This window comes from Natronosalvus amylolyticus, from assembly GCF_024298845.1.
Taxonomy (GTDB): domain Archaea; phylum Halobacteriota; class Halobacteria; order Halobacteriales; family Natrialbaceae; genus Natronosalvus; species Natronosalvus amylolyticus.
Genome location: NZ_CP101156.1, coordinates 1,700,464 through 1,713,811 on the forward strand (window position 1 = coordinate 1,700,464; position 13,348 = coordinate 1,713,811).

Annotated in this window: 12 protein-coding genes; all 12 read right to left on the reverse strand. The window is 59.9% G+C overall.

The features are described 5' to 3' along the window. Positions 1-38: 38 nt before the first annotated feature. The 12 genes from NLK60_RS07960 to NLK60_RS08015 all read right to left on the reverse strand — a co-directional run bounded on the left by NLK60_RS07960 (position 39) and on the right by NLK60_RS08015 (position 13,226). Positions 39-800 carry a DUF7504 family protein gene (locus NLK60_RS07960; protein WP_254810351.1) on the reverse strand — a complete coding sequence of 254 codons (762 nt, stop codon included), beginning with the start codon at positions 798-800 and terminating at the stop codon, positions 39-41. Between the two features lie 210 nt (positions 801-1,010). Next, entirely contained in the window at positions 1,011-1,619 is a 609-nt protein-coding gene (locus NLK60_RS07965; protein ID WP_254810352.1) for a 30S ribosomal protein S7, read from the reverse strand. Position 1,620: 1 nt separating this feature from the next. After that, entirely contained in the window at positions 1,621-2,049 is a 429-nt protein-coding gene (locus tag NLK60_RS07970) for a 30S ribosomal protein S12 (RefSeq protein WP_252698212.1), read from the reverse strand. Positions 2,050-2,207: 158 nt separating this feature from the next. Continuing rightward, entirely contained in the window at positions 2,208-2,627 is a 420-nt protein-coding gene (locus tag NLK60_RS07975) for a NusA-like transcription termination signal-binding factor (RefSeq protein ID WP_254810353.1), read from the reverse strand. Positions 2,628-2,660: 33 nt separating this feature from the next. Beyond that, on the reverse strand, positions 2,661-3,860 hold the full coding sequence (gene rpoA2 / locus NLK60_RS07980; RefSeq protein ID WP_254810354.1) for a DNA-directed RNA polymerase subunit A'': 1,200 nt from the start codon (positions 3,858-3,860) through the stop codon (positions 2,661-2,663). Beyond that, positions 3,853-6,813: a DNA-directed RNA polymerase subunit A' gene (locus NLK60_RS07985; RefSeq protein ID WP_254810355.1), complete on the reverse strand. Its 2,961-nt coding sequence runs from the start codon at positions 6,811-6,813 to the stop codon at positions 3,853-3,855. Before NLK60_RS07985 ends, rpoA2 begins: the two co-directional genes overlap by 8 nt. A 1-nt stretch (position 6,814) precedes the next feature. Continuing rightward, positions 6,815-8,644 (reverse strand): DNA-directed RNA polymerase subunit B, encoded by a 1,830-nt coding sequence (rpoB, locus tag NLK60_RS07990; protein WP_254810356.1) that lies wholly within the window; start codon positions 8,642-8,644, stop codon positions 6,815-6,817. 6 nt (positions 8,645-8,650) lie between these two features. Continuing rightward, positions 8,651-10,219, reverse strand: a complete 1,569-nt coding sequence (locus NLK60_RS07995; RefSeq protein WP_254810357.1) for a DNA-directed RNA polymerase subunit B'' — start codon at positions 10,217-10,219, stop codon at positions 8,651-8,653. Then, positions 10,220-10,447: a DNA-directed RNA polymerase subunit H gene (locus tag NLK60_RS08000; protein ID WP_254810358.1), complete on the reverse strand. Its 228-nt coding sequence runs from the start codon at positions 10,445-10,447 to the stop codon at positions 10,220-10,222. A gap of 225 nt (positions 10,448-10,672) precedes the next feature. Then, a complete protein-coding gene (locus NLK60_RS08005; protein ID WP_254810359.1) occupies positions 10,673-11,506 on the reverse strand; it encodes an ABC transporter permease in 834 nt (277 codons plus the stop codon). Continuing rightward, positions 11,506-12,312 carry an ABC transporter permease subunit gene (locus tag NLK60_RS08010; RefSeq protein WP_254810360.1) on the reverse strand — a complete coding sequence of 269 codons (807 nt, stop codon included), beginning with the start codon at positions 12,310-12,312 and terminating at the stop codon, positions 11,506-11,508. The genes NLK60_RS08005 and NLK60_RS08010 overlap by 1 nt, the downstream gene beginning before the upstream one ends. Then, positions 12,309-13,226 (reverse strand): ABC transporter ATP-binding protein, encoded by a 918-nt coding sequence (locus NLK60_RS08015; RefSeq protein ID WP_254810361.1) that lies wholly within the window; start codon positions 13,224-13,226, stop codon positions 12,309-12,311. Before NLK60_RS08015 ends, NLK60_RS08010 begins: the two co-directional genes overlap by 4 nt. Between the last annotated feature and the right edge of the window lie 122 nt (positions 13,227-13,348).

The following is a 13,348-nucleotide window of genomic DNA, read 5'->3' on the forward strand; positions in this document are numbered from 1 at the left end:
CTGTTGGTAGTCTGGTTGGCCCTGTCCGTACGAAGCAGCTACTCTCGAGGCATTGGGAGCCATCCCGAGCTATGAGTTCCGTTTGTGATTGTCCACCGTTCCTGACAGCCACCCCCTCGTTCTCGCAACTCGATGGTCGCGTCAAACAACGGAGTCAACACTGAGACGATCTTTGCATCCTCGTCTACTGGCAGGTGGATGTGTCCCATCCCGTTGACTGCTCGAGTGCGACCGTTGATGAGGTGTAAAAACTGGAACACGGTCTCTCGCCCGTACGTCTCGAGAAACGGCAACAACGTGGTCATCCCGAGTCGTACTTCCCCCGGTGTGAGTGTGTCGGCGTCGTCTTCGAACCGTTCGATGGCTTCGGAGATTGCAATACCGACATCCGCGAGCGTTTCGGTCGTCACTGGGTCGGTGGCAGTTGTCGAATCCCGCTCGTCTGTACCTATCGACGGAGTAGCTGTCGTCGATACCGACTGATTCCGCTCATCCGTGATCGCCGCTGTTTGGGTACAACGAGCCTGGTTTGCATATTCGATGTGTACGAACGATTCCGGTGGGGACTGATCCGGATACAGACCCGTATCGACGTCGTCGGACGCCGTCGACACCACGATTCGTCGGCGTGGAGCCATCGATGACTGGCCAAGCAATCGCTGCGTGAGGCGGTTTCGATAGGTCGAGTCGACTGAGCCAACGACTAAGACCGAAGCCCCCTGCTGTTTTAATTCCGTTAATTTGGCTGCGAAGGCGCTTTCATCGTAATCGCGTCTGCAATCGTTTCCGGATTGAATCACGTAACTATCACCTGATACTGCCTATCGAAGGTTAAGTTTTCTGGGTCCGAAATTCGCGCTGCGTAACATCTCGAAGTCCCACTCGAGGACGTCTCTTGCCCCCTCACACTCATCGGTTGCCGCCTGAGATATACCGAGGATACACGCACTGTTCTCGAGGCGAGCGTAGCCACTCCCGATTGTGACGGAAAACAAAATCTCGAGGCGCGGTTATCTGGCTGCGGCCGCGACGCGCTCTTTTTCCTCTTTCTGGCTGATCGAGTACGTCTGGACGTCGTAGTCAGCAGCACCGATAAGCTGACGTGCCAGCGCTTCCGACGCCGAGGTCGAGGTTTTGAACGAGGCGCTGTGAGCACCTTCGGCGATGAACTTCAGGGCCTGGTCGACACGACGCTGTGGGGCGACGTCGACAGCCTTGGGAACCGAAATTCCACCGTATTTCAGGCGGACGGTCTCCTCACGTGGTGCTGAGTTCTCGACGGCCGTCACGAGCACCTGCACGGGGTTTTCTTCCGTGCGGTCGTGAACGATATCGAAGGCTTCGCGGACGATTTTCAGCGTCTGCTGTTTTTTGCCCGTGTTCTCTTCAGTCTGCATCAGACGGTTGGTCAGGCGCTCGACGACCGAAATTTCGGACTTTTTGAACTGTTTGCTCGCGTGGCGACCCGCCGTGTGAGCGATCGGCGTCACTGAGAGGTAGCGCTCGGTCGAGGGGTCGTTGTAGACGATATCGGAGACGTCCCACGTGCCGAAGAGTTTGGCCGAAAGGTCGCCGCCACCGGCCGGTGCTTCGGGTTCTGGTTGTTCTTGCTCGCTCATGTTATCGCACCGGTTTCTCCGCGTTTCCGCGAACCAGTTCGAGGAGCGCGACACCGTTGACCTTGTCGACCTTGTAGTTGACACCCGAAAGGTCACCCATTGCACGACCCTTTGCCCCACCGATACCGGCGATGGTGACTTCGTCGTGTTCGTCGATGAAGCTGATCGCACCGTCACCGGGGCAGAACGCGGTGACCTGCTTGCCGTTTTTGATCAGCTGGACTCGGACACACTTTCGAATTGCCGAGTTGGGCTGTTTCGCTTCGATACCGACCTTTTCGAGAACGATACCGCGAGCCTGTGGGGCACCCTCGAGCGGGTCCGACTTCTCACGCAGGCCGCGTGCTCGGCGCGCGTAGTCCGAGTCGGACCACCGCTGTTTCTGGCGGTCCTTCTGGAGCTTCCGCGCGGCGTATTTGCCGTTTGCCATGGACGTGGCTATCCGACGGAGACACTTAAGCATCCCCTTTTGAGCCGGGAGAAACGCCTCGAGAGCGCTTTATCGATAGCTCTCGAGGAATCTCAGCGCGTTTCGTCGGGAACGGCGGTCGCTCGAGGCGTGACAGACCAGCCAGTAGCAGATGCTGGTCACACCAACTGCACGTCGTCGATTCCGAAGTGCCGGTTGGCGAGCGCTCGAGCGTCTTCGATTCGCTCGCCACCCGTCCCAATAGCCACGCCGCGGTCACCCGAGGCGACCTCGACGTAGGCGACCGTGTCCTCGTTCTCGCTGATCGTGACGTTGAACACGGCCGCTGGGGCGAGGGCGTTCGCCACGAACGTCTCGGGTTCGCTCGCACCCTCGACCAGTCTGACCGAGCGGCCCACCGCTTTTTCGAATCGTTTGACGTGCTGGCCGCGTGCGCCGATCGCCTCCCCGAGCGAATCGGGAGGCACGACGATCACCAGTCGCTCGTCGGTGACCAGACAGTCCCGTCCCGAGACACCCGAGACCTCCTCGAACCGGGCGATGAACTGCCGGGCGTCGTCCTCGAGTGTAATAGTCATACGAAAAGTACTCGTGAAAGTCGGCGACCGCGTTCAGTCCGCTTTGTTCGGCGACGACCCCATCCGGAGGTCGACGTCACCGGTACCGAGTTTGATCGGCTTCCCGACGATAACGTTCTCCGTGACGCCGTCGAGTTCGTCGACCTCGCCGTGGATGGCCGCGTTGAGCAGGTGGTTGACCGTGACTTCGAACGCCGCACGGGCGAGAACGGAGTCTTTCGCCCCGGAGATTCCGTGTCGACCGATCGACTCGATGGTCCCCTCGTTGGTCATCATGTCGGCGACCAACATCAGGTGGCGAACGTTCACGTCGTCAAGCCCCTGTTCGGCCAGCGTGTTGTTCGTCTCCTCGATGATGGCCTCTCGAGCGGCCTCGATGCCGAGGTTACGGTGAATCTCGTGAATGTTGTTACAGGTCGTCCGCGAGTCGTCGACACCCTCGATAGAGAGGACATCGCCGAATGCCGATCCCTCGGTGTAGAGGATGAACTCCTCGGTCCCGTCGTCCATCTCTTCGCGCCGGATGACGACGCGGGAGATATCCTCGATACCTTTGAACGTGATATCTCGAAGTTCCTCGACCAGTTGCAGGAGGTCGCGGTAAGACGGCTCTTCCGGACCAAACTCGACGGTCGTTCCCTGTTGAACGGTTTTCACTCCCAGGTTGTCCTCGATGATGTCGGCCACTGCTTCGGCCGTGATCATCCGCTCGTCGAGGGTGTCCTGGTTGAGCGAAATCTGGACGCGCATGTCGGCGACGTTCGTCGACACGTCACCCAGCGCGAGGATCTTCGTTGCCTCGATCTTCCAGACGACCTCGTGGGCTTTCTCCCGTTCGGTGGCGTACTCGCCCTCGAGGTACACCGTCATCATCGGCGTGTCGGGCGTCTTTCGAGCGTCGACCAGTTCGATCAGCCGCGGAAGCCCCTGCGTGACGTCGATCTCTGCGACACCCGCGTAGTGGAACGTGTTCATCGTCAACTGCGTTCCGGGCTCACCGATAGACTGTGCGCTGACAGTGCCGACCGGGTCGAGCGGATCGACGCGCGTGTCGATGTACTGCGTTTCGACGGCCGAAACGACGTCCTGCGCCTGTTCAGGGGTCACGTCGCCGCGTGCCTCGAGCGACTCGTAGACGCGGTCTTTGAGTCGACGGGGCAGTTCGCTGTCTTCAACGATGACGATAACGTCGTCGCTGACGTCGTAGGCCTGCGTGAACACTGACTCAGTCATCGGAGGTCACCTCCTCGGTCCCGACACGTCGACTATCGGCATGCTCCGAGAGGTTCGTCTCGACTCGTTTGCCCTCGAGGAACTCTCGGCGTTCGCCCTCGGAGTCGAACTCCTCGTCGAGGACCCGATTTGTGATGCCTTCGACGTCGATATCGTGGTCCTCACCGGAGCCGACGAGCACCGGCGAGGTACCGTCTTCACCGAACTCGAACTGGACGATGGTGTCGCTCGTGTCTCGGACCGTCCCGTCGTACTGGGCCTCGAGTTCCGAGAGGGCGTTGATCAGCCGGCGCTGGAGGTAGCCCGATTTCGACGTTCGGACTGCCGTGTCGACCAGCCCTTCGCGGCCACCCATCGCGTGGAAGAAGAACTCACGCGGGCCGAGTCCGACGGTGTAGGAACTCTCGACGAACCCGTGTGCTTCCGCCGAAAGATCGTTTTTCTGGTAGTGGCTGAGCGTTCGATCTTCGTATCCGCGGTTGATTCGCTCGCCCCGAACTGCCTGCTGGCCGACACAGCCAGCCATCTGAGTCAGGTTGAGCATCGAACCACGCGCCCCGGAGTTCGCCATGACGACTGCCGGATTGTCCTCGGTGAAGTGTTCCTCGGCAATAGTACCAGCATTGTCACGCGCACGCGAGAGCGTCTGCATGATCTTCATCTCGAGGGTTTCGTCGATGGTCCGACCTGGCAGACTCTCGAGTTCCCCGCGTTCGTACGCCTCGATCAACTCTCCGACGCGGTCGTAGGCGTCTTCGATGGTCTCGTCGATGCGAGCCTCGGCTTCGTCCGGGATCGTTTCGTCGTCGATCCCGATCGAGAACCCGAAGTGCATGATCGCCCGCATCGCGAGCGTCGATAGCTCGTTGATGAACACCCGCGAGCGGGTGTTGCCGTACTGTTTCGTGATGGCGTCGACGATTTCGCCGCCGAACTCGCCCACTTCGTCTTCGGCAATGGTCCCTTCGACGAGTTGGCCGTCTTCGATGATCACGTCGTCCCCGATAGTGCCCGTGAACTCGAGGTTCATGTCGTCTGGCAGGAGTTCGGAGAAGACGTCCCGGCCGGTCCAGAACGGCTCACCCTCGTCGTCGATGCCACTCGGTTCGGGCAGTTCGTCGATCCGGGTCGCTCGCAGCAAGTCGAGCGCCTGGGTCTCGTTGAATCGTGGGTTGTCCTTCGTGAGCAGGTACGTTCCGGAGATGTGGTCCTGAATCGCGCCGATGATGTTCGCGCCGAAACGCGGACTCAAGATCTGTTCTTGCACGCGCATGAGAACACGCGCTTCCGCGCGGGCTTCCTCGTTCTGGAGGGCGTGCATGTTCATCTCGTCGCCGTCGAAGTCGGCGTTGTACGGCGGACAGACGACGGTGTTGAGTCGGAACGTCTTGTACGGCATGACCACGACCTCGTGGGCCATGATCGACATCCGGTGCAGCGACGGTTGTCGGTTGAAGATAACGATGTCCCCGTCGATCAGGTGCCGGTTGACTTCCCACCCGGGACCGATAGTCTGGGCTTCGTCCAGTTCGGTTTCCTCGGACATCCCAGCCAATGCCTTGCAGTTTTTCTCGGTCACTTTGAGTCGTCGACCGTCAGGCCGTCGAACGTAGTTCGCACCGGGGTGGGAGTTCGGCCCGTTGGCGACGTACTGTTTGGCCTGCTCGAGGTTGCGTTCGGTGACGAGCATGGTCTGGGTCATCTCGGTCGCGACGCGATCAGGGACACCGACCTCGTTGAGCGAGAGCGTCGGGTCCGGGGAGATGACAGTTCGGGCCGAGAAGTTGACACGCTTTCCGGACAGCGAGCCACGGAATCGCCCCTCCTTGCCTTTGAGCCGCTGGGAGAGCGTTTTGAGCGGCCGTCCCGAACGGTGTCGGGCCGGTGGCGTTCCCGAGATTTCGTTGTCCATGAACGTTGTGACGTGGTACTGGAGGAGTTCCCACAGGTCCTCGATAATCAGCTGTGGCGCACCCGCCTCACGGTTCTCCATGAACCGTTGGTTGATGCGGATGATGTCCACGAGTTTGTGCGTGAGGTCGTCCTCACTGCGCTGGCCGTTGTCGAGCGTAATCGATGGCCGTGTCGTCACGGGTGGAACCGGCAACACGGTCAGGATCATCCACTCCGGACGCGAACGCTCGGAGTCGATGCCGAGCACTTCGATATCCTCGTCCGGAATCGCTTCGAACCAGTCACGAATGTCCGAAGGCATCAGTTTGTTCGTGTCCTCCTCGGTGAGGTCGATGTCGAGTGCTTTCTCGATGGCCTTCCGCTGACTTTCGCGGGGGCGGAACGACCCAGAGAGGATTTCGTTGATGCGTGTCAGTTCGATATCCGTCTTCTCGGCCAGTTCGTCCGGCGTCGTCCGGTCGATTCCTTCCTCCTCGTTGCCCTGCATCGCGCCCGCGATGCGCTGGGAGTACTCGCTCGTGAGGACCTGCTGAACCTCGTAGTAGGTCGTCGGTTTCTCGTGTTCGATGTCGTACTGGATCTCGCCACAGTGGGGACACCGGTCTTTCTTTCGCGCCTGTCGGATGGCCGCTTTCAACACGTCCTGTGGGTCACGACCGAGACGTCGTGCCTCGGACAGTCGCTCGCGGAACTCGGCTTTTTCGTCTTCGGTGAGCAGCAAGCGCGAACACTCACGGCAGGTACCACGCAGCAATCGTCGGATGAGTTTAGTAAAGCCGACGTGAATCACCGGCGCGGCGAGTTCGATGTGCCCGAAGTGGCCCGGACACGACCCCGAGTGCTGTCCACAGGTCGGACACTCGAGACCGGGGTCGATGACGCCCAGTCGCGTGTCCATCAGCCCCATGTCGATGGGGAAACCGTCGTCGTCGTAGGTGTCCGCCGTAATGACCTTCGTGACCGAGAGGTCCCGATACGTCTCCGGGTCCATCAGCCCGAACTGAATCTCGTCGAGTTCTTTTGGTGTTTGTATTGACATATTAGACTGCGTCTTTGAGGTTGAGTCGTGGTCGAATGCCGAGTGCCATCATCTCGTCGAGCAGCAGTTTGAACGCGTAACTGATTTCGACGCGGTGAATATCGCTTTCGTCACCGGTGAGCTGGTCGTACACACGACGCTGGTTGACGTCACTGACCGCGATCATACCGGTCTCGGCGGAGATGTACACCTCCTCGCGGTCGGATTCGTCGACCAGCCGTTCTTTCAGCGTCATGGCCGCCCCGTGGCCGATGAACACGTCACGTTCCATCTCACCGATACGCAGACCGCCTTCGCGGGCCCGCCCTTCGGTCGGCTGGCGCGTCAGCACCTGCACCGGCCCTCGCGAACGGGCGTGCAGTTTGTTCGAGACCATGTGGTACAGCTTCTGGTAGAAAATGACGCCGACGAAGATTTCGGCCTCGATCTTCTCGCCGGTGACACCCGAATACATGACTTCTTTTCCAGCAGAGTTGAAGCCGTTCTCTTCGAGTCCCCCGCGAAGTTCGTCTTCGTCCTCACCGAGGAACGGCGTGCCGTCGACACGACGACCCTCGAGCGCGCCGAGTTTGCCACCGATCATCTCGAGGATGTGCCCGACTGTCATCCGGGACGGCAGCGCGTGTGGATTGACGACCAGGTCTGGAACGACGCCTTCCTCGGTAAACGGCATGTCTTCCTGTGGAGCCAGGTGGCCCACGACCCCCTTCTGCCCGTGGCGGGAGGCGAACTTGTCGCCCAGTTCGGGAACCCGCTCGTCACGAACCGAGACTTTGGAGAGCTTCGAACCGTCCTCGCCTTCCATCAGCGTGACCGTATCGACGACGCCGGATTCGCCCGACCGCATCGTGACGCTCGTCTCACGTCGCTTCTGTGGCGAGAGGCCGCCCATGTCGTCCGGTTCCTCGAGGAATCGTGGGGGGCTCGTCTTGCCCAGCAGAACGGAGTTTTCGTCGACGTTCGTCTCCGGGTTGACCAGGCCATCTTCGTCGAGGTGCGTGTAGGCTTCCTCGCCGCGAGCACCGCGAACGTCCTGACTTGGAATCTCGAATCGGTCTTCCTGTCCGCCAGGGTAACGTCGCTCTTCACCTTCGTACGTACGGAAGAAGTGCGAGCGAGCCAGTGCGCGTTCGACGCTTGCTTTGTTCATGACCAGCGCGTCCTCGATGTTGAACCCTTCGTAGCTCATCACGGCGACGACGAAGTTCTGTGCCGCCGGTCGCTCGTCGAAACCGATCTGCTCGGTCGTCTGGGTCTTGACCATCGACAGCTGCGGGTAGTGCAGCAGGTGCTGGCGCGTGTCCGGTCGGATTCGGTAGTTCGCGCTCGGCAGACCGAGCGACTGTTTGACCATCCCTGCCCCCATCGTAATACGCGGACTCGCGTTGTGTTCCGGGTACGGGATCATGCCCGCACCGATACCGAAAATCAGCGACGGGTCGATCTCGAGGTGGGTGTGTTCGTCGGAGAGTTCGTCCTCGTCGACGGCCACGTAGATGTCCTCCTCCTCTTCGGCGTCGATAAACTCGACGTACCCGTGATCGACGAGATCCTCGAACTCGATGTCACCGTCCCGAAGCGCTTCGATCTCGTCCTCTGAGATCCGCGGTTCGCCGTTTTCGACGACCAGCAGTGGTCGCCGGGCCCGGCCCGCGTCGGCGTTGACGATGACTTCGCGGGTGCGTTCTTTGACCGAGACGTTGACCATCTCGGAGATGTCCCCGATTCGTCTCGCTTCTCGAATCTGTTCGGCAAGTTCGTTCGGATTCGGGTGGGTACCCACCAGCGACCCGTTGACGTACACCTTGGCTTCGCGTTGTTGGCTACTCATGTCCTGTTAGTCATCCGCTGTCGTTCGTGCAACGCTCTCGAGTCCTGGAATGCCCTCGACACCCATCGACGCGAGTTCGCGTTTGAGTTCCTGTTCGTCCTCGACGTGCTGGGAAAGTTCCATCGCCTGCGCGAAGTTCTTCACCAGCCCACAGTTCGGTCCCTCGGGCGTCTCAGAGGGGCAGATGCGGCCCCACTGAGTCGCGTGCAGGTCCCGTGCCTCGAAGTGGGGCTGACTGCGCGAAAGCGGCGAACGCAGTCGTCGAAGGTGGCTAAGCACCCCCATGAAGTCCGTTCGGTCCACCAGCTGACTCACACCCGAGCGTCCACCGACCCAGTTCCCGGTCGCAATGGGATGCTCGAGACGTTCGGTCAACACGTCGGATCGAACCACGGTATTCACCGAGAGCTGGCGGTTTCGCATGTTCGCTCGCTCGAGCTGGTACTTCACGTCGCGTGCCAGCTTGTTCAGTGCCGTCCGGAACAGGTCCCGCATCAGATCGCCGCTGACCTTGAGGCGTTTGTTAGCGTAGTGGTCCTTGTCGTCGGATTCCCGCCGGTTGAGCGCGAGTTCGAAACACGCTTCTGCCATCCGGCAGAGGTAGTGCGCCTTGTTGATTCGAACGTCCTCTTCCTCGACACCATCCTCGTGGAGGTGTGGAAGGAGATATCGGTCGATGACGTAGTTGGCGCGTTTCAGCTGGTAGTTTTTCCCCTGCCCACTGGCAACGCGCTTACCGAGCGTCTCGATCGCTTCCTCTTTGGTCTGGACATCCGCTTCCTCGAGGTTCTCGAGCATGTACTTGACAACCTCGGGGTCGTTCGAGACCTTGTGGACGATCTCCTCGTCGGACTCGAGACCGAGTGCGCGCACGAGCGTGACGAAGTTGATCGAACCCGAAACTGACGGGAACGAAACCTCGAGCAAACCGTCTCGCGTTCGTTCACACAGCACGAGGGCCCGATACCCGCGTCGCTGGCTGAAGGTTTTGGCGACCTGAATTTCGTCGCCGTATTTGGTGTCGTACTCGGCGAGGATTTTGTTCGGAGCGAGGTCTTCGCTCGTCATCAGGACGCGTTCGGAACCGTTGACGATGAAGTAGCCGCCGGGGTCGGCCGGGTCCTCACCGATTTCGATCAGTTCCTGGTCGCTGAAGCCGGCGATGTTACATTTCTCGGAGCCCACCATGATCGGCATCCGACCGATTTTGGTCTCCGTGGAGTCGACGACGCGCTCGTCGCCCTCCTCACCTTTAACGATGGACATCTCCATGAACACCGGGGCGGAGTAGGTGATGTTTCGCAGGCGTGCCTCCTGTGGGTACAGCAGTTCCTCCGACCCGTCGGCTTCGCGTACACGCGGGGTGACGACCCGAACGTCACCGAGTTCGACGTGTACCGGTTCTTCGCCCTCTTTGTCACCGATGTCCGTCTCGATCGTCGCCTTCTCGTCGACGACTTCCTGCATTCCTCGAGTGAGGAAGGAGTTGAACGACCGATAGTGGTGTTCGGCGAGGCGTTCTTTCGAAAAATACTCCCGCGAAATGTCCCGTCTGAGTGTTCGATCCAGTTCCATTTATTCCACCACAAGTCGGTATACGACGGCCTGATCCGTCGTTCGTGAGTTTCGGACGATTTTGATGACGTCCCCGACCTCGGCCTCGTCGGGCAGCGCCTTGTCCGTGCGTTTGATTTTTGGTAAGTCTGTACGGTCGATGTCGTACTCGTCGAGCACGTCTTCGAGGATCTCTTCCTCGAGGACCGAGTGCTCTGGCACGAGTTCGTGTTGGCTTACGTCTACCATGTGTTGTTGGTCCGGCCTACCGGGAGAGAAGCGGCTGTCACGAGATACTACAGGGAGTTACCGCCGGCAAGCATTTAACCGTTATGAAGTCGTCTCACGCGTCGCTAGTCGACTCGGCCGCAGTCGACCACGCGGCAATCACCTAAAGCTCTGTGACCAGGAATAAAAACAGTTGCGGGTAGCCACCATCTACCACAGAGGACGATGATGGTCCGAAAATCACCATCAGAGGTCGGTTCGTTCGAACTGATACAGACCAATTGTCAGTGGGAGGACCATCCACGCAGCGAAGACGACGAGCGCCATCCACCAGTCGACGAACCACGGTGCCTCGGAGCTGGCATATCGCGCTCCTCGAGTCGTGTCGAACCCAACCCTGAGCAGCCGATTGTACGCTTCGGCAGGTTTGAGCAGATACATCAGATACGCCCAGTCGGGGAGGGTAAAAAGGGCGTCCTGTCGAAAGCGGTAGAGAAACTGGACGGTCGCGGTGACCAGGTTGTCCCAGAACGAGACGAGCAGGATATAGGCACCGAAGGTGCCGAGCGTGACGCGACGTTCGGCCGTCGTACTCATCGAAAGTGCGATGGCTACGGCGAGGAATCCAAGCCCGAAAAGGGCCGTGATGAGTACGAGCCAGCCGAACCCGAGGATTTCGCTCCCTGAGGGTGGATACAGGAAGGCTCCGAGAAGGCCGACGACGACCAGCGTTCCCAGTACTGGGGCGAGGAGCACGATACCCCGCCCGACAAAGGTGCCCGCAATGAGGTCACGCCTCGAGTGTGGGAACGACAGCGAGAGGACGATGCTACCGCTGACGCGTTCGTGGATGACGGATTTATACCCTAACAGCAGGGCGATAAGGGGGACCAGAAAGCCGAGAAAGGAGACGATTGTGGTGACGAAGTCGGTGAAATCGTTGAACAGGTCACTTCCGGTCAAGAAGTCGGCACCGATCAGAACGAGAAACAACAGTCCGAGGACACCGACGACGAGCCAGATCGTTTTCGACCGACCAGCGTCACGGACGTCTTTCGCTGCAACGGTTTGCCAGCTCATCAGAGATCACCTCCCGAGAACCGCCGGAACGCCAGCCCGAGAGGACCGACGATCCAGCCGACAAACAACACGAGTGCGACCCACTCGTTGAGATACCATACGCTCGAGACCGACTGGGAAGGATCGATAAAACCGGCGATCAGCCGCAGGTAGACCGCCCCAGGTTCGGCCGCAAAGAGAAATTCGAGGACCCCCGGCAGTTCGTCTTCGATCAGCCCGGCTTGCCACAATCCAAACGTGAGTGCTCCCTCGAGAACGTCCCAGACGAGGACAAACAGGAAATAGATGCCAAAGGCGAGGACGGTCGCCCGCTGTTTCGTCGAGACGGCCATCGAAACGGCGACGCCGAGCGCCGTGTACAACACGCCGAATCCGACCGTGAGGGCGACGAAACCGACGAACGGCAACACCACGAGTTCGCCAAAGGGATACACCACGAGTGCACCCGCGACGAGGAGGCCAGCAACGATTGCGGCGACGAATACACCAGCCCGACCGAACAGTTTCCCCGCGACCACGTCGCGACGGCTGTACGGCATCGAAAGCGTCAGCAACAACGATCCCGAGGCACGATCACTACAGATGGCGTTGTAGCCGATGAGTAACCCGATGAGCGGGAGCAATGTCGTGAGCCAGCCGGTCAGAAAGCCGCTAAACTGGGCTGTCGTATGCGGTTCGCTCGCCATCACCGGATACAGATACCCGCCGAGGAAACACACAATGACGAGCAAGCCGAGCAGCCACCGTGCCGACCGCGCCCCGGCGAGCAGTTTCGCCTCCTCACGAGCAACCGGAGCCCATCTCATTGGCGCGAGCCTCCCGTGTACTCGATGAACATATCCTCGAGACTGGCCTCCTCGGTTCGGAAGTTCAGGACGTCGACGCCGGCACCGTGGAGCGCAACGAGGACGTCCATCTTTGCGTCGTTCGTACACGTGACTTCGACCGTCGATTCGTCCTCGGCCGGTCTGGCCGTCTCGACGCCGTCAGTGCCACGGAGCGTGTCGAGAATCGCCGGTGACAGTTCGTCGACCGTAATGATGAGTTTCGTGCCACCACCGAGGGAGTCGCGGAGTCCCTGAATCGTGTCTACGGCAACCAGTTCGCCACCCTGCAAGATTGCGACGCGGTCACAGACGGCCTGGACTTGCTCGAGGATGTGACTCGAGAAGAATATCGTCGCGCCGCGTTCGTTTTCTTCTTCGATGATGCGACGCATCTCGGCGGCCCCGTTGGGGTCGAGTCCGGAGGTCGGTTCGTCGAGTAAGAGCAGGTCGGGTTCGCCGACGAGTGCCATGCCCAGAACCAGCCGCTGAGCCATCCCCTTCGAGTAGCCGCTGGCTTTTCGGTCGCCATCCTCACGGATGCCGACGCGACGAAGGATTTCGACCGGATCGTCGTCCGCATCTTTCGATCTGATCGCATACTCGATGTGTTCTCGGCCGGTAAGCCGGTCGTAGACGGCATAGCCTTCTGGGAGAACGCCGAGGTGTTCTCGAGCGGCGACCGGATTTCGCTGGCAGTCAGCCCCGAAAATAGTGGCCGATCCGTGGGTCGGTTTTGCGAAGTCGAGCAGAATGTTCAACAGTGTCGATTTACCGGCCCCGTTGGGACCCAGAAAGCCAAAGATCTCCCCCTCCTCGACAGCGAGGTCGACTCTGTCGAGTGCGAGCAGACTCCCGTACCGTTTAGAAACGCCGTTAACCTCGATAGCAGCCATATATCATCCACAAAACCACAGTAAAATATACCTTTTGTTGTCATTTTTGTTACCGAACCAGTGAAGAAATCGCTCGAGGTAACCGTGTCGGGTGTCACCCTACCAAGGCGCCGTTGATTGGA

Bases quoted from the DNA above. Each gene is read 5' to 3' on its own strand.
- NLK60_RS07970 (WP_252698212.1), bottom strand. From the start codon at position 2,049: ATGGCAAACGGCAAATACGCCGCGCGGAAGCTCCAGAAGGACCGCCAG.
- NLK60_RS07995 (WP_254810357.1), bottom strand. From the start codon at position 10,219: ATGGAACTGGATCGAACACTCAGACGGGACATTTCGCGGGAGTATTTT.
- NLK60_RS08010 (WP_254810360.1), bottom strand. From the start codon at position 12,312: ATGAGATGGGCTCCGGTTGCTCGTGAGGAGGCGAAACTGCTCGCCGGG.
- NLK60_RS07985 (WP_254810355.1), bottom strand. From the start codon at position 6,813: ATGTCAATACAAACACCAAAAGAACTCGACGAGATTCAGTTCGGGCTG.
- NLK60_RS08000 (WP_254810358.1), bottom strand. From the start codon at position 10,447: ATGGTAGACGTAAGCCAACACGAACTCGTGCCAGAGCACTCGGTCCTC.
- NLK60_RS08015 (WP_254810361.1), bottom strand. From the start codon at position 13,226: ATGGCTGCTATCGAGGTTAACGGCGTTTCTAAACGGTACGGGAGTCTG.
- NLK60_RS08005 (WP_254810359.1), bottom strand. From the start codon at position 11,506: ATGAGCTGGCAAACCGTTGCAGCGAAAGACGTCCGTGACGCTGGTCGG.
- NLK60_RS07975 (WP_254810353.1), bottom strand. From the start codon at position 2,627: ATGACTATTACACTCGAGGACGACGCCCGGCAGTTCATCGCCCGGTTC.
- rpoA2 (WP_254810354.1), bottom strand. From the start codon at position 3,860: ATGACTGAGTCAGTGTTCACGCAGGCCTACGACGTCAGCGACGACGTT.
- NLK60_RS07965 (WP_254810352.1), bottom strand. From the start codon at position 1,619: ATGAGCGAGCAAGAACAACCAGAACCCGAAGCACCGGCCGGTGGCGGC.
- rpoB (WP_254810356.1), bottom strand. From the start codon at position 8,644: ATGAGTAGCCAACAACGCGAAGCCAAGGTGTACGTCAACGGGTCGCTG.